17 protein-coding genes and 1 pseudogene are annotated in these 21,602 nt (G+C 65.5%); 10 read left to right on the forward strand and 8 right to left on the reverse strand.

Annotated elements, in window-relative coordinates; genetic code table 11:
- Position 1: 1 nt before the first annotated feature.
- The gene (locus tag HZZ13_RS03370; protein ID WP_197958240.1) at positions 2-598 is read right to left on the reverse strand and encodes a TetR/AcrR family transcriptional regulator; all 597 of its coding nucleotides are present in this window, start codon (positions 596-598) and stop codon (positions 2-4) included.
- A 108-nt stretch (positions 599-706) separates the two neighbouring features.
- Positions 707-1,624, reverse strand: a complete 918-nt coding sequence (locus HZZ13_RS03375) for a hypothetical protein (RefSeq protein WP_197958241.1) — start codon at positions 1,622-1,624, stop codon at positions 707-709.
- Positions 1,625-1,901: 277 nt separating this feature from the next.
- Between HZZ13_RS03375 and HZZ13_RS03380 the strand changes: the two genes are divergently transcribed.
- Positions 1,902-3,152 (forward strand): cyclopropane fatty acid synthase, encoded by a 1,251-nt coding sequence (locus HZZ13_RS03380; RefSeq protein WP_197958242.1) that lies wholly within the window; start codon positions 1,902-1,904, stop codon positions 3,150-3,152.
- A gap of 9 nt (positions 3,153-3,161) precedes the next feature.
- Here the strand turns inward: HZZ13_RS03380 and HZZ13_RS03385 are convergent, their stop codons facing one another.
- Complete coding sequence (locus HZZ13_RS03385; RefSeq protein WP_246504286.1) at positions 3,162-3,434, reverse strand: transcriptional regulator; 273 nt, start codon at positions 3,432-3,434, stop codon at positions 3,162-3,164.
- Positions 3,435-3,920: 486 nt separating this feature from the next.
- Between HZZ13_RS03385 and HZZ13_RS03390 the strand changes: the two genes are divergently transcribed.
- Together HZZ13_RS03390 and alr are read left to right on the forward strand one after the other, a co-directional pair.
- The gene (locus HZZ13_RS03390) at positions 3,921-5,426 is read left to right on the forward strand and encodes a replicative DNA helicase (protein ID WP_197958243.1); all 1,506 of its coding nucleotides are present in this window, start codon (positions 3,921-3,923) and stop codon (positions 5,424-5,426) included.
- Between the two features lie 54 nt (positions 5,427-5,480).
- Positions 5,481-6,731 (forward strand): alanine racemase, encoded by a 1,251-nt coding sequence (gene alr / locus HZZ13_RS03395; protein WP_197958510.1) that lies wholly within the window; start codon positions 5,481-5,483, stop codon positions 6,729-6,731.
- A 141-nt stretch (positions 6,732-6,872) separates the two neighbouring features.
- On the opposite strand, the gene HZZ13_RS03400 is transcribed toward alr, so the two are convergent.
- Positions 6,873-7,088: a cysteine rich repeat-containing protein gene (locus tag HZZ13_RS03400; RefSeq protein ID WP_197958244.1), complete on the reverse strand. Its 216-nt coding sequence runs from the start codon at positions 7,086-7,088 to the stop codon at positions 6,873-6,875.
- Between the two features lie 40 nt (positions 7,089-7,128).
- Here HZZ13_RS03400 and HZZ13_RS03405 point away from each other — a divergent pair, with 40 nt between their 5' ends.
- Positions 7,129-7,899, forward strand: a complete 771-nt coding sequence (locus HZZ13_RS03405) for an exodeoxyribonuclease III (RefSeq protein ID WP_197958245.1) — start codon at positions 7,129-7,131, stop codon at positions 7,897-7,899.
- Positions 7,900-7,913: 14 nt separating this feature from the next.
- Here HZZ13_RS03405 and HZZ13_RS03410 read toward each other — a convergent pair whose 3' ends face one another.
- Both HZZ13_RS03410 and HZZ13_RS03415 read right to left on the reverse strand, forming a co-directional pair.
- Positions 7,914-8,726: an SGNH/GDSL hydrolase family protein gene (locus HZZ13_RS03410; protein WP_197958246.1), complete on the reverse strand. Its 813-nt coding sequence runs from the start codon at positions 8,724-8,726 to the stop codon at positions 7,914-7,916.
- Positions 8,727-8,796: 70 nt separating this feature from the next.
- Positions 8,797-8,919 (reverse strand): annotated as a pseudogene (locus tag HZZ13_RS03415) (GFA family protein); the annotation flags it as partial.
- Positions 8,920-9,323: 404 nt separating this feature from the next.
- Here HZZ13_RS03415 and HZZ13_RS03420 point away from each other — a divergent pair.
- The 3 genes from HZZ13_RS03420 (at position 9,324) to HZZ13_RS03430 (ending at position 14,261) form a co-directional block, all read left to right on the forward strand.
- Positions 9,324-10,910, forward strand: coding sequence for a winged helix-turn-helix domain-containing protein (locus HZZ13_RS03420; RefSeq protein WP_197958247.1), 1,587 nt, complete (start codon positions 9,324-9,326; stop codon positions 10,908-10,910).
- Positions 10,911-11,128: 218 nt separating this feature from the next.
- Positions 11,129-13,387, forward strand: coding sequence for an autotransporter outer membrane beta-barrel domain-containing protein (locus tag HZZ13_RS37330; RefSeq protein WP_197958248.1), 2,259 nt, complete (start codon positions 11,129-11,131; stop codon positions 13,385-13,387).
- A 148-nt stretch (positions 13,388-13,535) separates the two neighbouring features.
- Positions 13,536-14,261 carry a sulfite exporter TauE/SafE family protein gene (locus HZZ13_RS03430; protein WP_197958249.1) on the forward strand — a complete coding sequence of 242 codons (726 nt, stop codon included), beginning with the start codon at positions 13,536-13,538 and terminating at the stop codon, positions 14,259-14,261.
- Positions 14,262-14,273: 12 nt separating this feature from the next.
- On the opposite strand, the gene HZZ13_RS03435 is transcribed toward HZZ13_RS03430, so the two are convergent.
- Positions 14,274-16,343, reverse strand: a complete 2,070-nt coding sequence (locus tag HZZ13_RS03435; RefSeq protein WP_197958250.1) for a putative bifunctional diguanylate cyclase/phosphodiesterase — start codon at positions 16,341-16,343, stop codon at positions 14,274-14,276.
- The gene (locus tag HZZ13_RS03440) at positions 16,343-17,473 is read right to left on the reverse strand and encodes an ABC transporter substrate-binding protein (RefSeq protein ID WP_246504287.1); all 1,131 of its coding nucleotides are present in this window, start codon (positions 17,471-17,473) and stop codon (positions 16,343-16,345) included. The genes HZZ13_RS03435 and HZZ13_RS03440 overlap by 1 nt, the downstream gene beginning before the upstream one ends.
- A gap of 208 nt (positions 17,474-17,681) precedes the next feature.
- Here HZZ13_RS03440 and radA point away from each other — a divergent pair, with 208 nt between their 5' ends.
- The 3 genes from radA to purF all read left to right on the forward strand — a co-directional run bounded on the left by radA (position 17,682) and on the right by purF (position 21,476).
- Positions 17,682-19,127, forward strand: coding sequence for a DNA repair protein RadA (gene radA / locus HZZ13_RS03445; protein WP_197958252.1), 1,446 nt, complete (start codon positions 17,682-17,684; stop codon positions 19,125-19,127).
- 167 nt (positions 19,128-19,294) lie between these two features.
- Positions 19,295-19,924, forward strand: coding sequence for a CvpA family protein (locus tag HZZ13_RS03450; RefSeq protein WP_100234239.1), 630 nt, complete (start codon positions 19,295-19,297; stop codon positions 19,922-19,924).
- A gap of 28 nt (positions 19,925-19,952) precedes the next feature.
- Positions 19,953-21,476 (forward strand): amidophosphoribosyltransferase, encoded by a 1,524-nt coding sequence (gene purF / locus HZZ13_RS03455; RefSeq protein ID WP_197958253.1) that lies wholly within the window; start codon positions 19,953-19,955, stop codon positions 21,474-21,476.
- Positions 21,477-21,602: the final 126 nt, after the last annotated feature.

Consider the following 21,602-nt stretch of genomic DNA (forward strand, 5'->3'; position numbering starts at 1 on the left):
CTTATTGCTTGTTGATGCGATCGAATGGCCTCAGCGCGCGATTGGCGCAGGCAATCAGCGTGTCCGCCTCGATGCGCGGATCGGTGCGCTCGCGACCCGACAGGAAGGCGCGGCAGAAGATCTGCGCCGGACCGATCAGCTGGCTGACGAACATCACCGGCGTCATCGGCAGAAGTTCGCCGCTTGCGACCAGCGGCGCGCGCCAGCGCTCGATGCCTTCGGCAAGCCGCGCATTCTGCGCCCGCTGGGCCTCGCGCAGGTCCTCGCCCCATTCGCTGCGCGAGATCTCGAACAGGTAGCGCGCCTCGCGCCGGCTGGTGACGACCCAGTCGAGATGCGCCCGGATCAGGCGATCGATTCCCTGCTCGGCGTCGGGGACGGGATCGAGCGCGGCCAGTATCACGGCGTGATAGTGCCGCAGGACCTCCAGAAACAGCGCACCCGCAAGTTCTTTCTTCGAACCGAAGACGTGGAAGAAGCTGCCGTTGGAGGCGCGCGCACGGGTGCGGATCGCGGCCACCGTCGCGGCTTCGAAGCCGACGCGGTCGAACACCATCAGCCCGGCTGCCAACAGATCGTCTCGCACGCTCGCTGCCATCGCGGCCTCCTGGAGCACAACTCTAGAGCAATACTCTAGAGCTGGTCAATACGAGGCGAAGGCCACCATCAAGGCGGCCTCCGCATGCGGTCCAAGATTGTAAGGGACTTAGCGCGAGATCGGCGGGGCCGGCGGACCGGAGGACTCGGCCGGCGCGGCAGGCGGGGTTGCAGCACTTGCGGGCGCGGCCGGCTGCGGCTTGGCCGCCGGCTCGGAGCTGGCTGCGGGCACGGCCGGCCTGGAAGCAGCCTCTTCCGCGGGCTTCGGCGCCGGCTCGGCAGGCTTCGCGGCAGCAGGTGCAGCCGGCGTTACCTGAGGGACCGGGTCGGGTCGCGATGCCGGAGTTTCACCACGCGGCTCGACCTTCGCAGTATCAGGCTTGGCCTCGACCGGCTTCTCGGATGCTTTGCTGCTGTCAGGCTCGGCCTTGGCGCTGTCAGACTTGATGGCCTCCGGCTTCGGCTCGCTCTTCTTGTCGTCGGCGGCCGGCGCGGCGGCATCGACCTTCGGGGCTTCCTCCGTCCCGGGCTTGGCGCGCCGCTTGCCTTTACGTGCCTCGGGCGCAGCCTGTCCCTCCGGCCTGGCGCCGTCCTCGGCCGGCCGCGCAGCACGCTTCTGACGGCCGCCCTCGGCCGCCGGAGTGGCGCCCTCGCCCTCGGGCCTGGCGGCCTCCTGCGCACGGGAGCGTCGGCCCTGCTGCTGCTCCGGCGAAGCGCCGTCCTTCTTGGCGTCCTTGGCCTGGTACCGAGTGTCGGTGGCACCGTTCGAGACCAGGTAGGCGGAGAGGACGCCCGCCATGTCCGAGCTCGTCGTGTAGTGCTGGCGCAGGAATCCCGGCAGCGAGCCGGGCGACACGGACTTCAGCAGTCCGCGCGGGCTCTTGTGGCAGGCATTGCAGGTCTGGGCGAACAGCTGGGAAGGGGTCTTGCCGGCCTCGAGGTTCGTCGCCTGCGCAAGAACTGAATCGGCCGCACCGAAGCCAATCAGAAGCAACACCGTCGCGAGGCTGAGCGCTCGGCTCGACATTCCCATGATCTCCGTTGAATATGACTGCGAATGCAGCCGGCATCCGGCGCGGCGGCGGTGACCTTTTAACCGATTGAGCCGCGAATGGAAGCAGGTCCGCGCGCAAGGATGTGACTAAGCGGTTTTCGAATATCTACTTTGAATACAGCGCAATAGCGCAGCCGGAACCGGCTCGCTAGATTTGAATGCAAACGCATAGGAACCGCTGCGGCGCCTGGGCGTCAGGTGTTAGAGGCCGGGTAGTCGCATCTTTCGGGTTCGCTCGAGAGGAGTGCCGATGGACCGTTTGTTGCGTCGATTCCTATCCCAATTCATCCGCCGCGGGTCATTGACGGTGACCAGCGCGAACGGGTCGAAGTTCACCGTCGGCGACGGATCCGGCGAACCGGTCGCGGTCCGCTTCGTCACTGTGGACGCCGAGCGGAAGGTCCTCATCAATCCTGAGCTGGGGCTTGGCGAGGCCTACATGAATGGCGAGTTCGTGGTCGAGCGCGGCACCATAGCCGATGCCCTCGCGATCCTGCTCGATCAACCCGACCAATTGCCGCAATGGGCAAAGCCGTGGTGGCACCTGCGCTACCTGACGCGGCACCTCAAGCAGTTCAATCCCCGCCCGCGCTCCCGTCAAAACGTTGCGCATCACTACGATCTCGATGGCCGGCTCTATTCGCTCTTCCTCGACGCCGATAAGCAATATAGCTGCGCCTATTTCGAGACGCCCGAGATGTCGCTCGACGACGCGCAGCTCGCCAAGAAACGGCACATCGCCGCGAAGCTTCTCGTCAGGGACGGCCAGCGCGTGCTCGACATCGGCTCCGGCTGGGGCGGCCTTGGGCTCTATCTCGCCGAGATCGCGGGCGCCGACGTCACCGGCGTGACGCTGTCGACCGAGCAATTGCAGGTCGCCAATGCGCGCGCCGCCGAAAAGGGCATGGCGGGCTCGGCCAGATTCCTGCTCCAGGATTACCGCGACGTCGAGGGTACGTTCGACCGCATCGTCTCCGTCGGCATGTTCGAACATGTCGGGGCAAGATTCTACGACACCTACTTTCAGCGCTGCGCCGAACTGCTGAAGGACGACGGCGTCATGCTGCTGCATTCGATCGGCCGTTCGCAGGGCCCGGATTCGACCAATCCCTGGATCGCCAAGTACATCTTCCCCGGCGGCTACATCCCCGCCCTCTCGGAGGTGCTGCCGGCGATCGAACGCGCGGGCCTCTTGGTCTGCGACATCGAGATCCTGCGCCTGCACTACGCCGAGACGCTGAAAGCCTGGCGGGATCGGTTCATGGCACGGCGCGAGGAAGCCGTGCAGCTCTACGACGAGCGCTTCGCCTTGATGTGGGAGTTCTACCTGGCGGCCTGCGAGATGACGTTCCGCAAGCAGGCCATGATGAACTTCCAGATCCAGATTACCCGTCGCCAGGGTGTGGTGCCGATGACCCGCGACTACATCCCGCGGGAGGAAGCCCGGCTGCGGGCGCGCGAGGGCGCGGCCTTGCCGAGACTCAAACTGGCTGGTGAATAGGTCCGGATCCTAGTGACGCAGGGTCGAAACCCCGGACGTCCGGAAAGACGCCGTTAACGCCAATTGCGCCCGCAATTCCCGCAGGATTTCGGGGGCGACCGGCTGGCGGCGCACCTCGGGCCGCTCCGCGTGCTTCATGGCGGCGATCAGCCCGGTCAGCCAGAGCCGGCTGCCTGCCTCGCTTCGCCAGTTCTGGTGCTGCCGTTCTGGCTGCATCGCGCGCCTCGCATCCCTGTCGGCGGGGAATGAGACAATCCCCTGCCTGTTCGCCTGTTCCGACATGACCCCGAAAGAATCCGGGGAGATGTGATCTGCTTCACATAAGTCTGGTCGGCCCTGGCTTAGACCGTCGCCATGAGCAAAGAGACCCCAACCTCATTCGACGTGCAGGACGACCTCCGCACCGATTACGCCCTGATCGTCACCGGCGTTGGGGCGGCCCTGGTCGCGCTGGTCTACCTCCTGCTGGTCTGAAGCCGAGCCGAATACGGCCGGCGTGCGTCATTTCGCGCGCCTCTCGATAGGTCTGCGCGTCAGCCCTCGGGGTTCACGGGGTTTCAGGATATTTCCGCGGCGCGACCACGGCCCGTTTGCGCCGAGCGACTTCCGCCAAAATCCAGTCAAGCGCGGCGCATGCTGCGGCTGCTAATCATCCACCATTTTAACTGAGCGGTTGATAGCGGTCAGCTTTTGCTTCCGCTTTGACCTGAGGCGGCGCTTTATCCCGGCCCCGCATCCGCCCAAGAAAATTGCTAAGCACGTCCGACCATGGCACTGACTGATTCGAACGTTCTCAAACTCGCGCCCGATGCCGGAACTCCCGCCTATCGGAGCGCGCCGCACAATATCGAGGCCGAACAGAGCCTTCTGGGCGCGATCCTGGTCAACAACGACGCCTTCTACCGCGTCTCCGACTTCCTCGAGGCGAAGCATTTCTTCGAGCCGCTGCACCAGACCATCTTCGAGACCGCCGCCAGCCTGATCCGGATGGGCAAGATCGCCACCCCGGTCACGCTGAAGACGTTCCTGCCGGCCGATACCGACGTCGGCGGCATGACCATCGGCCAATATCTGGCGCGGCTTGCGGCCGAAGCCACCACCATCATCAACGCCCAGGACTATGGCCGGACCATCTACGATCTATCGTTGCGCCGCGACCTGATCGGCATCGGCGAGGACATGGTCAACGTCGCCTATGACGCGCCGGTCGACTTCGCGCCGCGGGCGCAGATCGAGGACGCCGAGCGCCGTCTTTACGAGCTCGCCGAGTCCGGCCGTTATGACGGCGGCTTCCAGAAATTCTCGCAGGCCCTCACCGTCGCGGTCGATCTCGCGGCCAAGGCATTCCAGCGCGACGGCAAGCTGTCGGGCATCTCGACGGGCCTGCGCGACCTCGACACCAAGATGGGCGGCCTGCAGCCCTCTGACCTCATCATCGTCGCGGGACGCCCCGGCATGGGCAAGACGTCGCTGGCCACCAACATCGCGTACAACGTCGCGCAAGCCTATGTGCCGGAGCTTCAGGCCGACGGCACCATGAAGGCCGCCAACGGCGGCGTGATCGGCTTCTTCTCCTGCGAAATGTCGGCCGACCAGCTCGCTACGCGTATCGTGGCCGAGCGCACCGGCATTCCCTCCTCCCACATCCGCCGCGGCGGCATCACGGAGGCCGATTTCGAGAAGATCCGGCAGGTCTCGATCGAGCTGCAGTCGCTGCCCTTCTATGTCGACGCCACCGGCGGCCTCTCGATCGCGCAGCTGATGGCGCGCGCGCGCCGGCTCAAGCGCCAGAAGGGTCTCGATCTCCTGGTGATCGACTACATCCAGCTGTTGTCGGGCTCGGGCAAGCGCGCCAGCGACAGCCGCGTGCAGGAAATCACGGAGATCACGACCAGCCTGAAGGCGCTGGCCAAGGAGCTCAACGTTCCCGTGATCGCACTCTCGCAGCTCTCGCGCCAGGTGGAATCGCGCGACGACAAGCGGCCGCAGCTGTCTGACCTGCGCGAATCCGGCTCGATCGAGCAGGACGCCGACGTCGTGCTGTTCGTGTTCCGCGAGGAATATTACCTCGCCATGAAGGAGCCGCGCCCCGGCACCGAAGAACATGCCAAATGGCAGGCCGACATGGAGCGCACCGTGGGCCGCGCCGAGGTCATCATCGGCAAGCAGCGCCACGGTCCGACCGGCACCGTCGAGCTGCACTTCGATTCCTCGGTCACGCGCTTCGGCGACCTCGCGCATGACGGCCAGCTGCCGGATCGCAGCGACTACTAGATTGTTCCCCGGGTTGAACGGCGCCGGTCTCTTGCGTAAAACGGCGCCATGACAATGGCGTCCGCCCCGAAATCGATCCCGCAATCCGGCCCGCTCTCCGCGGAGGCCAACCAGGCTGCCGCGCTCGCAGCCTATGGCGGCGTGCTGACCGTCGATCTCGACGCGATCATCGCCAATTGGCGCAAGCTCGAGAAGACTGCGGTGCCGGCCGAATGTTCGGCGGTGATCAAGGCCGACGCCTATGGCTGCGGCGCCGAGCAGGTCGCGCGCGCCCTGAGCAAAGCCGGCTGCAAGACCTTCTTCGTCGCCACCATCGAGGAAGCGCGCAAGGTGCGCGCCGCCGTTCCGGAGCCCACGATCTACGTGCTCGGCGGCTATTTCCAGAACACCGGCGAGCACTACGCCAAGATCAATTGCCGTCCGGTGATCGGCGACCTCAACGAGCTCGCCGAATGGGACGTGTTCTGCCGCCGCACGGGGTGGAACGGAGGCGCCGCTGTTCACATCGACACCGGCATGAACCGGCTCGGGCTGACGCTACAGGAAGCGCAGGCCATTATCCCCCGGATCAATGCCGGCGATCACGGCATCACGCTGGTGATGAGCCATCTGGTCTCGGCCGAGCAGCTCAACAGCCCAATCAATGCCAGACAGCTCGCGGCCTTCCGCAGCATCGCCAGCGAGTTCACAGGCGTGCCGGCGGCGCTCGCCAACTCCTCCGGCATCTTCCTCGGCGCGCCCTTCCAGTTCGACCTGGTGCGGCCGGGCGCTGCGCTCTACGGCGTCAACCCGACGCCGGAGGCCGACAATCCGATGCAGCAGGTGGTCGACCTCAAGGCCCGCATCGTGCAGATCCGCAGCATCGATCGCGGCGAGACCGTCGGCTATGGCGGCACCTGGACCGCGCGGCGGCCGACGAAACTGGCGATCATCGCGGTCGGTTACGCCGACGGCTATTTCCGCGCCGCCAGCTCCAATGACGGCACCCGCGGCGCCGATGTCATCGTGGCCGGCAAGCGCTGCCCTGTCGCGGGCCGCATCTCCATGGACCTGATCGCGATCGACATCACCGATCTGCCGCCGAACGCGGTGCGGCGCGGCCATATGGTGACGCTGCTCGGCGAAGGCATTACCGTCGACGAGCTCGCGCACCATTTCGGCACGATCGGCTATGAGGTGCTGACCAGCCTCGGCCACCGCTATGCCCGCGTCTACAAGGGCGGCCATGTCGAGGAGCCGCTGACGAAGCCGGAGCCCGCCTCGAACGCCGGGCAGCCGCCGGCGTTGCCGCCGCTGCCGTCTTAGTCAATCTCTCGTGCCCCGGACGCAGCGCAATGCGCCGCACTTCGCGGCGTAGTGCGCTGCAGAGCCGGGGCCCACATCTCAACAGTGCACTGTGTCGCCTCTGGGTCCCGGCTCGCGCTGCGCGCGTCCGGGACACGAGACCTACTTCTTCTTTCTGCTGTCCAGCGCTGTCTTGCAGGTGGCGCTGAGCTGGTCGCGCTTAGCATTGAGACAGGCGACGATGCCGCTGCCCGGCGCGATGCCGGCGCAGAACTTGTCGTAGTCCGCCTTGCAAGCGCCGCGCGTTTCGGCTGACTGTGCCGTGGCCCCGGAGAATGCGACGACGAAGGCGATAGCGGCAAAGCTCAACTTGGACATTGTATCTCCGGAGACGGAAGGCAGGAGCCGGTAGCTCTACATGAAGATCGCGACATTCAACATCAACAACATCAACCGCCGCCTGCCCAATCTCTTGGCATGGCTGCGAATGGCGAAGCCCGATGTCGTCGCGCTTCAGGAGTTGAAGGCAAGTGATGGCGAATTTCCGGCGGCCGCGATCGAAAGGGCCGGCTACGGCGCGGTGTGGCGTGGACAAAAGAGCTGGAACGGCGTCGCCATTCTCGCCCGCAATGCCGAGCCTGTACTGACGCGAGATCGCTTGCCGGGAAAGCCTGCCGATCTCGAGGCGCGCTACATCGAGGCCGCCGTGCGCGGCATCATCGTCACCAGCATCTACCTGCCCAACGGCAATCCGCAGCCGGGACCGAAATTCGACTACAAGCTCGACTGGTTCGCGCGGCTGCGGCGCCACGCCAGGAGCTTCATCAAGCAGGACCTGCCGGTGGTGCTCGCCGGCGACTACAATGTTGCGCCAGGCGAGATCGACATCTATCCGACGCGCTCATGGGACAAGGATGCGCTGATCCAGCCGAAGAGCCGCGCGGCCTTTGCCGCGCTGGTCGAGCAAGGCTGGTGCGACGCGATCCGCGAGTTGCATCCGGACAAGCGCATCTACACGTTCTGGGACTACATGCGGAACCGCTGGCCGCGCGATGCGGGCCTGCGGCTCGACCATCTCCTGCTCAGCCCTGCCCTCGCCCCGCGCCTCGTCAAGGCCGGCGTCGACAAGACGATCCGCGGCGAGGACGGCGCCAGCGACCACGCGCCGGCGTGGGTGGTGTTGAAATAGCCCCACGCGTAGGTTCAGCGCCCGTAATATTCCTGTGCCGTGTCCCACGCCGCCTTCTGCAGCAGCTGCGCCGTGTCCGCATCCAGCCCCATGACGTACGAATTGCCGATCGGCGAACGTCCGGTCAGCGCGGCATAGGTCACGCATGCCGCAAGATAGGTGCCCGCCGGGCTCGGATGGCGTTTGTCCGGCGCGTAGAGATTGAGCTCCGGCTGCAGCTTGCGCACGCGCGCGAAAGCAAGGCCCGCGGGGATGACCAAAGCGTCATTGGCGTTGCCGGCGGTCGTATAGGCTTCGGCCAACGCCTCGGTCATCTCGGGCTTGTCGGCGTAGGCCCAGGACATGAACAGCACCGGCCGCATGCCGTGGGCGCGGACGATCTCGCTGTCCTTCTTCACGAAGGTTGTGAAGGCGTCCTTCAATTGCGGATGGATCGGACACTGGCTGCAATCCATCATCACGACCGCGTCGTACTGCCGGCCCGGCTTGTTGAAGACAACGTTGTTCTGCTCGTCGAACGAATACGCGCCGAGGCCAGCCGGCCGCAGCAGATTGTCCATGTCGTGCCAGTCGAGGCCGGAGCCGCCGATCGTGGCCATGGTGTTGCGATACGCCGCCTTGTTGGCGGCGTCTGCAGCCCGCTCCATGAAGGTGAGATGTCCGGGCATGCCGTTATTGTAGTAGAAGAAGCTGTTGCCGACGAACAGCGCCGCCTTGGGAAAGTCGGGCCCCAGCGAGGTGACTTTCGGCTTGGTCTGCGCCTGTGCGTTGAAGCCGGCAACGGCCAGACACATTGCGACCATTACTCGCGCAAAAAGACGCATCATGCGTTCCCCCCTTTTTCCAGGGGGAAACAAATCAACTTTTCCAGGTCGCCGCAAGCGGACGAACGCGCCAGTAATAGGCCCACAGCGCGCCACGCTTGGTGCAGAGCGTGCAGGTGCAGCGCGTCACGCTCGAAGGCGCCTCCGTCACCTCGAACACCGTCTCACCGCAATGACAGCTTCCTTCGATCGGCATGATCCGCATCTCCCCGTTTGTCAGGAGAGGGTCGTAGCCGGCGCCTGCTGCCAACATGCTGTCAGCAGCATGGTTCGACCCGCGCTTCGGCATGCAGGGATTGGCGGCTTCCGGACCGCAACGACAAAAACATGAAAAACAACCCCATGCACAGTAGCCGGGGATAGCGGAATCAATGGGTTAGCGCGCGATGGAATCGGGATGAGGCCTCACTGCGTCCCACCTCGCTGGTCGAGCCTGAGCCGCGACGCGATTTTCTGATTTCACGAAGGTGCAAGTGGGCGCATCGGGCAAAACAGGCAAAGCAGCGCTTGCGACGGAGCCGCTCAGGAGGCTATCAAGAGGCTGCCCGTGCCGGTCGGGTTTGAGTCAATTTGAGTCAATTTGCCTCTCGGGAAATGGGCGTGAATAAAGCACTGGATCTCCGCTTTGGAGATCTGATCATTGACGCATCGTGCCTCTTCGCGAGCCGCAACGGGCAGACCATCCAGTTCACCAGAAACGAGCGCGCGCTGCTGCTCGCCCTCACGCGCAATCCGAATCGCCTCATGCGCCGCGGCCGCCTGCTCGACGAGATCGCTTCGGAATCCGACGTATCCGACCGCAACATCGATTTTCTGGTGAACAGGCTGCGGGCAAAGCTCGGCGACAGCGCCAAAGCGCCAAAATATATCGCGACCCAATATGGCGAGGGCTATGTTTGGATCGCTACGCCATCTCCGGTTGCGCCGATCGAGGCGCTGCTCGTTATCGGATCGGCGTTCGGACCGCAGGGACATCCCTTCAGCCAACAAGCGTCTTCGCTGGTGGATCGGCTTCGCGACCTGATCGCCGCTGGCGTCGGCGTTGGCCACAAGATCGTCGTTGCCGAGAACTGGCGGCCTGCCGCCGCCGACAAGCTGCGCTATGTCCTGCAAATGAGCTTTCTCGCCGGCAACGAGCAGCTTGATTGTGCGGCCACCTTGCGGGAAATGCCGTCAAAGCGCATCGTCAAGGCGTTTCGTCTCCAACTCGACATGGCAGACTCCGCATCGTTCACCGCCGAGGCGAGCCGGGTCTCGAATGGCGTCATCGACGCTCTGTCGCAGGCCCTCATTGAGGCCTCCACGGGTCTTGGCACACCCGTGGACGAACCGCTTGAGACGCGCCTCCACATAGCCGCGAGCCTGCTGTCAACCTCAAATCGGTGGTGGCTGGCAAACGGCGAGCAACTCGGCAGGAATCGCGAGCAGGATCCGCTCAATGCAGACATCGCCCTGCAATGGTGTCTGCACCTGTTCGCGCGCCTTGTCCACACCAGTCCGTTCGGCGAGACGAGCCTGGAAGAACGCTATCGCATCGAAAGCGAGATCGATGCCACGGTGCTGGAGTGCCTGCCCGCCGTCGAGACGAACCCGCTGCTGATGTTGGCGGCCGCCAAGCTGCTGTACTTCATCAACCGGGGTCATCTAGAACTGGCGGAGGACATTGCCGAGCGAGCCTTCGCCCGGACCGCGGACTTTGCCGCAGCCTTGCCCATCATGGGGCAATTGCGCTACGCGCGTGGCCGTTTCGACGAAGCTGCCGGATTCTTTGATCGGGGCATCGAGATGTTCGAACCGGACTCCGATTTGCATCTCCATATGCGGGTCTTGAAGGCCATCTCCGTACTTGCGTCCGGCGACCGCGCGTCGCTGGATACGGCTGTCGCTGATGCGGCCAGGGAGGCGCCGCGTTGCCCGCGCGACATCGGCTTGACAATCGGCTGGATGATCGCTTCGCCCGATCAGAAGTTGTCGGCGGCATCGGCTGATGCGCTTGCCGCGATTGGCCCGGCCGGTGCAAGCAATGCGATCGAATATCTCTACTTCACGTCGGCGCGCCACCTCGTCTCGGAACAGGCGCGCGCCAACGTCATGCGTGGCCTGATCGCGCATGTGACGAGGCTGCACGGCGTGCAGGCCGTTCCTGCCTTTGTTCTCAGGAACATCGGTTCGACCGCCGCGGGCTGAACTGTTGCCAGCAGGCCGCAGTATCTGGTCGATCGGGCTCGATCAGGGCGTGTCCTGCGATCCTCAAATATTGTCCAAACAATTGCCTGCTAGCGACGCCGACGCCGGCTCAACTTAGTCGGCCAATATGCAAGGCGGCGTGCAGGATGTTCTCTATGGAAAGCTGGATCTCCACTTCTAACGGGCGGGAATCGACTCGGGCCCGATGGCTGCTGACCGTGAGCGCAACCGCGCTGGCGTTGATCGGATTCTCTCCTGCGGCCCACGCGGCCTGCGACCCCGCCGCCGCCAACGATGTGACCGCCAATTGCACCGGCACGACCGTCGACCAGGGCGGCGGCGCTCCCGGAACCAGCGCGGATATCATCGGCTACGGCACGGGCTTTGAAACCAACCTGACGGCCAGCGTGGTCTCGGGCGCAAGCGTTACGGGGTCGCTCATCGGTATCGCCGCGCAGAGCATGACCGTGACCAATTCCGGCACCATCGCAGGTTCGAACTTCGGCATTTTCGCCCCCGCCGCCGCCACCGTCACCAATTCGGGCTCCATCTCGGGGGCCACCGGTATCGCCGCCACTGTCGTTACCGTGACCAACTCGGGCACCATCTCCGGTGATACTCAAGACGGCATCTCCGCCATCACCGCCACCGTGATGAATGCGGGCACCATCTCGGCTTCGCTTCGAGGCATCATCGCCGACACCGCCAATGTGACCAATTCGGGCACCATTTCGGGGGACTACGGTATTGCTGCCAACACCACCGCGACCGTGACCAATTCAGGCAACATCTCGGGTTCGACCTCCGGAGTCTTCGCCACCACGACCGCCAACGTGGTCAATTCCGGCACCATCTCGGCTTCGACCTACGGAGTGTTTGCCACCACCGCCAACGTGACCAATACCGGCACGATCTCGGCTGCGGCGGGCGCCGGTGTCGGCGCCGTCACCGCCAATGTGAGCAATTCCGGCACCATCGCAGGCGATAGCGTTGGCATCGCTGGCATCTTGGCTGCCAACGTGACGAATACAGGCACCGTCTCGGGCGGAGTCTACGGCATCCGGTCCGCCACCACCACCGTAACCAACTCAGGCACCATCACCGGCAATGTCGGCATCGATTCGACGCTTTTCGGTGGAGGTATCGCCAATGTCTCCAATTCAGGCACCATCATCGGCACAGGCGGCACGGCGCTCCAGTTTTCGGGCAATGACGACACGCTGACGCTGCTGCCGGGCTCGCGCATTCTCGGCGCGATCGACATGGGCGGCGGCGCGGACGTGGTGAACTTCATCGCCGGCCGCGACACCTCTTGGCTGATCACCTTGAACAACTTCACCGGCACCATCAACGGCTTCGGCGACGCGCCGTTCGTCATTCGCGGAAACCAGATCGCCACGCTCGATCCGACCCCCTTCGCCATGGCCGATCGCACGCTGATGGATTTCACCCGCAGCATTTCCGGCATTCTCGGTTCGCTCGGCGGCACCGGCGCGGCACAAAACGGGCCGCTCGCCTCGGCCTTCGCGCCTGACGATTCGATCGCCCAGCGCGTCGACGCCTTCGCTTCTATCCCGGCGCTGGCCTATGCGGGCGACGCCATTCTGTTCAAGAGCCCGACCGTGGTGACAGCCGACGGCCGCAGCGTGTGGGCACGAGGCTTCGCCGGTGAGCACACGCAGCAGGCGGACGGCGCGCTGCTGCACTCGACCACGACGTTCGCGGGCGGCGCGGTCGGCTTCGACTTGCTGGCGCAGCCCGACTTGCGGCTCGGGGCTTTCGTGGGCGGCGGGCAGAGCGTCCTCTCGCTCGACGTGGACGCCGGCAATACCAGGACCGACACGGGGTTCGGCGGCCTTTATGGCCGCTACGCGTTCACGTCCTTCGGCGCGCCCTCGACGCTCGAGGTCGCACTGCACGGCGGCTCAGGCACCAGCGCAGTCTCGCGCACGGTCAACAGCAATCTCGGCGTCGAGGTCGCGACCGCCAGTTACAACAGTTCGTATGTGAGCCCGGAGGCGAAATACTCGGTCAATGTTCCGTTGTGGTCGCAATACACGCTGACGCCGTCGTTCGGGCTGCGCTACGTGGCAGGCTTTTTCGACGGATACACCGAGACCGGCGCGACCGCGCCGCTGACGGTCGCGGCCCGTACCATCCAGAACATCGAGCAGCGCGGAGAAGTGAAGCTCACGCGCGCGACTCCGGTCGGACCTGATCTCCTGCTCACCAATGTCTATGTGGGCGCGCTCGGCATCGAACGGCTTGGCGACACCACGGTCAATACGGTGCTGCTCGGCGCGAACCTGCCGTTCGTCACGCCGGGGAAGAACAACGTGGCAGGCGTCCTGGGCGGCGGCGGATTCGAGTGGCGCACGCGCAAAGGCGTTTCGTTCTTCGGCGCCGGCGAGGCGATTGGCATGTCGGATTCGGGCACCGTCGTCAGCGCGCGCGGCGGCCTGCGGGTGGCGTTCTGAGCGGCGCGCGAAGCCAAACTCTGGCCAACGTGCAGTCTATTGTTGGCGAAGGACGGGTTCCAATCGTTGGGAAGACGCTGAAGCGCGGCCGGCATTCGCCCTCTCCGCGCGCTCCGGCTACACTGCCCCGATTCCCGGAGCGCTCCTCTTGGCCTTCCTGTTCGTCCTCACCGTCGGCCTCGTTGCCGGCACCATCTCAGGCATTGTCGGCACCGGTTCGTCGATCATGCTGATGCCGGTGCTCATCTCAGCCTATGGACCGAAGGAGGCCGTGCCGATCATGGCGGTGGCCTCCGTGATGGCGAATTTCTCCCGGATCATGGCGTGGTGGCGCGAGGTCGATTGGCGGGCCTGCGCGGCCTATTCGGTGACGGGCATTCCGGCGGCGGCGCTCGGCGCGCGGACGCTGCTGGCGCTGCCCTCGCATGCCGTGGATCTTGCCATCGGCACCTTCCTGATCGCGATGGTGCCGGTGCGGCACTTTCTGGCGCGGCACGAGCTCAAGGCCAATCTCTGGCATCTTGCGATCGGCGGCGCGGTGATCGGCTATCTCACCGGCATCGTGGTCTCGACCGGCCCGCTCAGCGTGCCGCTGTTCCTGTTCTACGGCCTGTCCAAGGGCGCGTTCCTCGCCACCGAAGCGGCCTCCTCGCTCGGCCTCTATTTTGCGAAGTCGGTGACCTTCGAGCGTTTCGGCGCGCTGACCGGGGAGGTCTTCATCAAGGGCCTTATCGCGGGCTCATCGCTGATGCTTGGCGCCTTCATCGCCAAACGCTTCGTGCTGCATCTGAGGCCTGATGTTTTCCGCCTCTTGATGGACGCGATCATGATCGCGGCCGGGCTCTCGATGCTGTGGACCGCAGCACAGCCGTAAGCCGGCCGCGGCTCAGGCGGCGAATTCCGGGGTGATCGATGGGCTGTCGGCGACGACGCGGCTCGCCACGGCCGGCTGCCGGTCAAGCCATTGCAGCACGGCCTCGAGCGGCTGCGGCCGCTGATAGAGGAAACCCTGCCCGAGCCGCACGCCCATCTCCCGCATGGCCTCAGCCTGCTCGGCGCGTTCCATGCCTTCGGCGATCAGGGTCAGCCCCAGCGTGGCGGCGAGCGATGCGATGACGCCGACGATGGCCTTGTCCTCGGCGCTGTCGGTGATCTCGCTGATGAACGCCTTGTCGATCTTCACCTTGTCGAGCGGAAATCGGCGCAGATGGGCGAGCGAAGAGTAGCCGGTGCCGAAATCGTCGAGCGCGATCGTGGCTCCCAAGCGCCGCAGGCGATGCAACGTTTCGGAGGCGCTGGCGATGTTGTTGATCAGCGATCCTTCGGTGATCTCGAGCTCGATCATCGATGCCGCGACACCGAAGCGCGCGCAGGTCGCGCGCAGCTCGGCGGCGAGCGAATGGTCGGCAAGCTCGGACGGCGGCAGATTGATCGCGATCCGGATCTGCGGCCTGCCCGCGGCGGCCAGTTGCTGCAAGGCCCGGCAGGCATCGGTCAGCACGTAACGGGTCAGTCGCGCGTTGTTGCCGCTGCGCTCGATCAGCGGCAGGAATTCGCCGGGGCCGATCACGCCGTGCTCGGGATGGCGCCAGCGGATCAGCGCTTCCAGACCAACGACCTCATAGCTGTCGAGATCGACCTGGCTCTGATACCAGACCTCGAACTGCCCCTCGGCGAAACCGGTGGGAATGGCGAGCTCGATATCCCTGCGGCGGCGATAGTCGCGCTGGAGCGCTTCGTCCAGCACGGCGACCGTGCCGGGCGCCTTGCTCTTGGCATGATAGAGCGCGATGTCGGCGAGCGTCGGCAGATGCGACAGCTCCGGATCGTCGGCGTGGCGCACGGCAAGGCCGATGCTGGCGCGCGGCACCACCTGCTTATCGTGGAGGCGGATCGGCTCGGAAATGGCATCGAGCACGCGTTGAGCGAATGCGTGCGCGGCCTGTTCGTCGCTCACCTCGGGGCGAATGACGACGAACTCGTCGCCGCCGAGCCGGGCGACCCAGTCCTCGGCATCGACGGCGCGACGAAGACGCTGCGAAATCTGGACCAGGAACGCATCGCCGGCCTCGTGACCGAAGGTGTCGTTGATGCCCTTGAAGTCGTCGAGATCGATGAAGCAGAACGCGACCAGCGTATCCGGCGCGCCTCCAGTCTGGCTCGTCACGGCGAGGCGCTCGGTCAGGGCGCGCCGGTTCGGCAGCCCGGTCAGCGGATCGTGTGTCGCCATGTGCCCGAGCCGGTCCAGCGCGCCCGACGTCGTATGCTGCATGGCGTTGAAAGCGCGTGCGAGCTGGCCGAATTCGTTCGAGGACGTGACGTCGGCCGGGTAGGCCCGGCCGTCCTGCTTGCTGCGCTGGATCGCCGACATCATGGCCGCGAGCGGCCTGCCGATGAAGATGTTGGCGGAGATCCGCATGGCGATCAGGGTCGCGAACGTTGCGAGCAGCCCGACGACCAGCAGCAGCATCAGGCGGCTGCCCGCATCCGCGTACAGCGTCGCACGCGAATAGGCGATGGCGATGCGGCCGGCCTGAACGGCCATATTGCCGTTGCTGTAGCGGATCGGGTGCGAAACCTCGGCGGCCGACTGGCCTCCGGGGCGCGCGACCACGCGGGCGATCGCGGCACCGGTATCGTCATAGACGGCCGCCGCCGCAATGGTCTCGTCGTGCATGACCTCCTTGAGCACGCCCGTGACCTGGTCGTAGCGCATCTTCCAGAGCGGCTCGGCGATCAGCTCGGCCCGGCTCTCGGCGACGCGGGCCATGCGGGCGTCGAGCTGCCTGAGCTGCGACCAGAAGCTCGATGCCTCGACGCCGGCGGAGGCGAGCAATTGCACCAGCAGCAGAACGGGCACGGTGGCCCAGATCATCGCGTGGACGACCGAGCGCAAGCGCGGTAGCGCCGCCTGCTCGTTGCGATCCGGATCGGTCATCGCCTCATCCTTGCGCATCAGTCAGCAACGCCTTCAGCAACCGGCAGCGACGAGATGAGCGCATCGAGGGAGAAGTCATATTGGCCGCAGCGCCCGGCCTTCGCCCGGAACCGCGTGAAGTCGATCCGGTCGAACGCACGGGTCTTGATGAGGTCGCCGACCGAAGCGAGATTGTCGCGCGTGATCGCGGACGTCTTGACCTCCACGCGGGGCGAAACGGCTGCAAAATCGCAGCCATCGGCATAATCGCGCAGGAGAACGACGGACCAGCCGCCGAGCAGGAAATGCCCGCCATCGGTCAGGAGCAGACGGTCCGCCTTGATCTCGCGCAGCGCATCCTCCGACCAGTTGAGGCCGACCACCTGGATGTTCTCGCCGGGGACGAGGCCAGCGGCGATCGCCGCGCGCAGCGCGCCGAGCGCCATCGGATCGTTTCCGGCCCAGATCCCGGCAGGCCGGATCTGCTTGCGTGCGGCCCAGCTCAGGTAGTTTGCCGTGACCCGCTCGGCCTCGGACTGCGTCCAGTTGGCGAACAGCATGCGGTCCACCACGACATCGGACGCAGCATCCACCGCGAGCTTGAGACCGGCGTTACGAGCGATCGAGGCGGGCGTGGTCTCGTCGCCACCGATGCCGAGAATGTGGATCTTGCCGTCTGCGCTCTGCCATTTCCCGGCGCGCGCCGCGGTGATCAGCGCATTGGCCATCCGCGCGCCCGCGGTCTGAAGATCGGTCGTGATGTCGCCGAGCCAGGTCTTGAGCTTTTGCCTCGGCGGTCCAAGACGCACCGCGTCCTCGCCGATCAGCGTGTTGGAGAGCAGCAGTGTCTTGACGCCCGCGGCTTCGGCCGCCTCCAGGATGGGAACGGCGGCGGATTCCTCGTTCGACAGGATGAGGAAGTCGGGCTTGTCGGGACGGGCCACCACGCCGAAGCCGAGCTCCTGCATGGTGCGGTAGTTCCGCTCGCTGGTCAGCACCTCAACATGCGCGTCGAGCTTGCGTCCGGCGGCCTGCATGGTCTGCGCGACCATGTCCCAATAGACCTCGCCGGTCTTGCCGGGATTGACGAAGACGATGTCGAGGGGCTTGGCGATGCTACGGCCAACGGACCCAAAAACGCCGCAGACCATGCCCGCCGCGAGCAACATTCGCAGGAATTTCGTCAATTTCGCCGCCCCCATTGGTTCCGAGATTGAACCCACGTCCGCTAAGAATTGGCAAAATCGCACCGGGCACCGCGGCGCAGGGCTAACGAAAGGTATATCTCCCGTGCCGAATTGAGATATTCGAAGCGCCGGCGATCAGCCTGCCATTCCGTGCTATCAGCACATCCAAAACCCGCGACTCGCTGTCCCCATGGCCAAATCCACTCTTTCTTTCGTCTGCCAGAATTGCGGCGCGGCCTATAACCGCTGGCAGGGCAAGTGCGAGTCCTGCGGCGAGTGGAATACGCTCGCGGAGGAAGACGCCAGTGGCAGCGTGCCGGTCTCGATCCGTTCAAAACGCAAGGGCCGGACGTTTGCGCTGGAGAGTCTTGCGGGCAAGAGCCCGGATGCGCCGCGGCTGTCGTCAGGGATGACCGAGCTCGACCGCGTCACCGGCGGCGGCTTCGTGCGCGGCTCGGTGCTGCTGGTCGGCGGCGATCCCGGTATCGGCAAGTCGACGCTGCTGACGCAGGCGACCAGCCTGCTCGCGCGCGCCGGCCACCGCGTCGTCTACATCTCCGGCGAAGAGGCGGTCGCCCAGGTGCGCCTGCGCGCCGAGCGGCTTGGCCTGTCGGATGCGCCGGTGCAGCTTGCCGCCGAGACCTCGGTCGAGGACATCGTCTCGACGCTGTCGGAGGGCGCAGTGCCCCGGCTGATCGTGATCGACTCGATCCAGACCATGTGGACCGACACGGTGGAATCGGCGCCCGGCACGGTGACGCAGGTGCGCGCCTCGGCACAGGCGCTGATCCGCTTCGCCAAGAAGACCGGCGCCGCCATCATCCTGGTCGGCCACGTCACCAAGGACGGCCAGATCGCCGGCCCCCGCGTGGTCGAGCATATGGTCGATGCGGTGATGTCGTTCGAGGGCGAAGGCTCGCAGCAATTCCGCATCCTGCGCGCGGTGAAGAACCGCTTCGGCCCGACCGACGAGATCGGCGTGTTCGAGATGACGGGCCTCGGCCTGCGCGAGGTCACCAATCCCTCCGAGCTGTTCCTGTCCGAGCGCGATCTCGGCACGCCCGGCACCGCGGTCTTTGCGGGCATCGAGGGCACGAGGCCCGTGCTGGTCGAATTGCAGGCACTGGTCGCCCCGACCTCGCTCGGCACCCCGCGCCGGGCCGTGGTCGGCTGGGATCCGAGCCGGCTCTCGATGGTGCTGGCGGTGCTGGAGGCCCATTGCGGGGTCAAGCTGTCCGGCCATGACGTCTACCTGAACGTCGCGGGCGGCCTGCGCATCAACGAGCCGGCGGCCGATCTCGCCGCTGCGGCGGCCCTGGTGTCGTCACTGGTTAATGCGCAGTTACCCACCGATGCCGTCTATTTCGGCGAAATCTCGCTGTCGGGCGTGGTGCGCCCGGTGGCGCAGACCCCGGCCCGGCTGAAGGAGGCGGCAAAGCTCGGCTTCCAGCGCGCCGTGCTGCCCGAATCGGCACGGGGCGATGCGGGCGGCGACGCCGGACTGTCCCTGAACGCGGTGAACAGCCTGACGACATTGGTGGCCGAGATCGCAGCCCGGGGCTCCCGCCGGGGCGAATCCAGCGCACCGGCCGAAAAAAATGCCACACCGGCAAGATTCCGCCGTGGAGAGGGTTAGGTGGAGGTGACGCCGGGGGCCCTCGCCGCTATACAGCCGTCACAAAAGCAGCATGGGATTGCGTGGTTGCGGCCTTGCCGGGAACGCCGTCTGCCCTTCTTTTAGGGCGGCGGCCAAGCACCGATTCGCTAGAGCACCTTTGAAGTACGAGCGGACCAGACCAGCCGATGCCAGTAACAATCCTCGACCTGATCCTGCTCGGTGTGATGCTGATCTCGGGCCTGCTCGCCATGGTTCGCGGCTTCATGCGCGAAATCCTGTCGATCGCGGCCTGGGGCGCGGCGGCGATCGTGACGCTGTATTCCTTTTCGAAGCTGCTGCCGACCGCCAAGACCTATTTCAACAACGACACGGTCGCGAGCGTCGTCGTGGTCGCGGGCGTGTTCGTCGGCACCCTGGTCGTCGTCTCCGTCATCACGGTCCGGATCTCCGACATGATCCTGGATTCGCGGATCGGCGCGCTGGATCGTACCCTCGGCTTCCTGTTTGGGCTGGCTCGCGGGCTTTTGATCGTCGTGGTCGCGTTCCTGTTCTTCACGTGGCTCGTGCCGGACAAGCAGCGCCCCGACTGGGTCACCGGGGCCAAGTCCCGCGTCGTGCTCCAGGGAACCGGCGATTGGCTGATGGCCCTCTTGCCTGACGACCCCGAGAACACCATCTTGAAGAGATTCAAGAAAAACAAACCAGATGATGATCAAGCTGAATCCGAGCAGCAGCCTTCGGGCAGTGGCGACGGGTACAGTAAATCGGCTCGTGACGGCATGAAAAAGCTGATCGAGAAACCTGCGGCGCGTTGATAGAGCCCTAAAGAGAGGCGAGAACGAGATGCGACACCCTGACCAGGACGCCCTGCTTGATCTCGATCCAAACGCCGGTCCAGGCCCGGCCGCGCTCGAGCTTCAGGACGATCTGGAAGGCGATACGCTGCGCGAGGAATGCGGCGTCTTCGGCATCTACGGCCACCCTGATGCGGCCGCCATCACCGCGCTCGGCCTTCACGCCCTCCAGCACCGCGGCCAGGAGGCCGCCGGCATCGTCTCCTACGACGGCAGCCGCTTCCACTCCGAACGCCGCCTCGGCCTGGTCGGCGACACCTTCTCCCGCCGCGAGGTGATCGACCGGCTGCCCGGCAGTGTCGCGGTCGGCCATGTCCGCTACGCCACGACCGGCGCCACCATCCTGCGCAACGTGCAGCCGCTGTTCGCCGAGCTCAATGCCGGTGGCCTTGCGGTCGCCCACAACGGCAATCTCTCCAACGGCCTGACGCTGCGCCGCGAACTCGTCAGAAGCGGCGCCATGATGCAGTCGACCTCCGACACCGAGGTGATCCTGCACTTGGTGGCGCGCTCCAGGCGCAGCCGCTTCATCGAGCGCTATATCGACGCGCTGCGCGAGATCGAGGGCGCCTATGCGCTGGTCTCGCTCACCAACAAGAAGCTGGTCGGCGCGCGCGATCCGCGCGGCATCCGGCCGCTGGTGCTCGGCGAGCTCGATGGCTGCCCGATCCTGACCTCGGAGACCTGCGCGCTGGACATCATCGGTGCGCGCTTCGTGCGCGACATCGAGCCCGGCGAGGTCATCGTGTTCGATGAGAACGGCCAGGACATCCACAAGCCGTTCCCGCCGATGGCGCCGCGCCCCTGCATCTTCGAATACATCTACTTCTCGCGTCCGGATTCCATCGTGCACGGCCGCTCGGTCTACGAGGTGCGCAAGAATTTCGGCGCGCAGCTCGCGCGCGAGAGCCACGTCCCGATCGACGTCGTCGTGCCGGTGCCGGATTCCGGCGTGCCCGCGGCGGTCGGCTATAGCCAGTATTCCGGCGTGCCGTTCGAGCTCGGCATCATCCGCAACCATTATGTCGGCCGCACCTTCATCCAGCCGACGCAGGCGATCCGCGAATCCGGCGTGCGCATGAAGCACTCGGCCAACCGTGCCGCGATCGAAGGCAAGCGCATCATCCTGATCGACGACTCCCTGGTGCGCGGCACCACCTCGAAGAAGATCGTGCGCATGATGCGCGATGCCGGCGCCAAGGAGGTGCATTTCCGCCTCGCCTCGCCCCCGATTCTCTACCCTGACTATTACGGCATCGACCTGCCCGACCGCGGCGGCCTGCTGGCTGCGACGCATTCGCTGGAGGAGATGCGCGAGCTCATCGGCGCCGACTCGCTCGCCTTCCTGTCGATCGACGGCATGTACCGCGCCATGGGCGAGCCCGGCCGCGACCCCGCCAATCCAAAGTTCGCGGATCACTGCTTCACCGGCGTCTATCCGACCCACCTTACCGACCAGACCCAGACCGAGCCGCAGCCGCGGCAGCTGTCGCTGCTGGCGGAGGCGAGCTGAGGGCGTAGCCGTCATCCCGGGGCGGTCCAGAGGACCGAACCCGGGATCTCGAGATTCTCAGGTGCGCAATTGCGCACCATAGTTCGATGCTTCGCATCGCCCCGGAATGACGGCGTGTGTGGGGGG

The organism is Bradyrhizobium agreste (assembly GCF_016031625.1).
GTDB lineage: Bacteria > Pseudomonadota > Alphaproteobacteria > Rhizobiales > Xanthobacteraceae > Bradyrhizobium > Bradyrhizobium agreste.

Excerpts from the sequence above, each read along its gene's own strand:
- HZZ13_RS03370 (WP_197958240.1), bottom strand. The coding sequence starts at position 598 with ATGGCAGCGAGCGTGCGAGACGATCTGTTGGCAGCCGGGCTGATGGTG.
- HZZ13_RS03375 (WP_197958241.1), bottom strand. The coding sequence starts at position 1,624 with ATGTCGAGCCGAGCGCTCAGCCTCGCGACGGTGTTGCTTCTGATTGGC.
- HZZ13_RS03380 (WP_197958242.1), top strand. The coding sequence starts at position 1,902 with ATGGACCGTTTGTTGCGTCGATTCCTATCCCAATTCATCCGCCGCGGG.
- HZZ13_RS03385 (WP_246504286.1), bottom strand. The coding sequence starts at position 3,434 with ATGTCGGAACAGGCGAACAGGCAGGGGATTGTCTCATTCCCCGCCGAC.
- HZZ13_RS03390 (WP_197958243.1), top strand. The coding sequence starts at position 3,921 with ATGGCACTGACTGATTCGAACGTTCTCAAACTCGCGCCCGATGCCGGA.
- alr (WP_197958510.1), top strand. The coding sequence starts at position 5,481 with ATGGCGTCCGCCCCGAAATCGATCCCGCAATCCGGCCCGCTCTCCGCG.
- HZZ13_RS03400 (WP_197958244.1), bottom strand. The coding sequence starts at position 7,088 with ATGTCCAAGTTGAGCTTTGCCGCTATCGCCTTCGTCGTCGCATTCTCC.
- HZZ13_RS03405 (WP_197958245.1), top strand. The coding sequence starts at position 7,129 with ATGAAGATCGCGACATTCAACATCAACAACATCAACCGCCGCCTGCCC.
- HZZ13_RS03410 (WP_197958246.1), bottom strand. The coding sequence starts at position 8,726 with ATGATGCGTCTTTTTGCGCGAGTAATGGTCGCAATGTGTCTGGCCGTT.
- HZZ13_RS03435 (WP_197958250.1), bottom strand. The coding sequence starts at position 16,343 with ATGCGCAAGGATGAGGCGATGACCGATCCGGATCGCAACGAGCAGGCG.
- HZZ13_RS03440 (WP_246504287.1), bottom strand. The coding sequence starts at position 17,473 with ATGTTGCTCGCGGCGGGCATGGTCTGCGGCGTTTTTGGGTCCGTTGGC.
- radA (WP_197958252.1), top strand. The coding sequence starts at position 17,682 with ATGGCCAAATCCACTCTTTCTTTCGTCTGCCAGAATTGCGGCGCGGCC.
- HZZ13_RS03450 (WP_100234239.1), top strand. The coding sequence starts at position 19,295 with ATGCCAGTAACAATCCTCGACCTGATCCTGCTCGGTGTGATGCTGATC.
- purF (WP_197958253.1), top strand. The coding sequence starts at position 19,953 with ATGCGACACCCTGACCAGGACGCCCTGCTTGATCTCGATCCAAACGCC.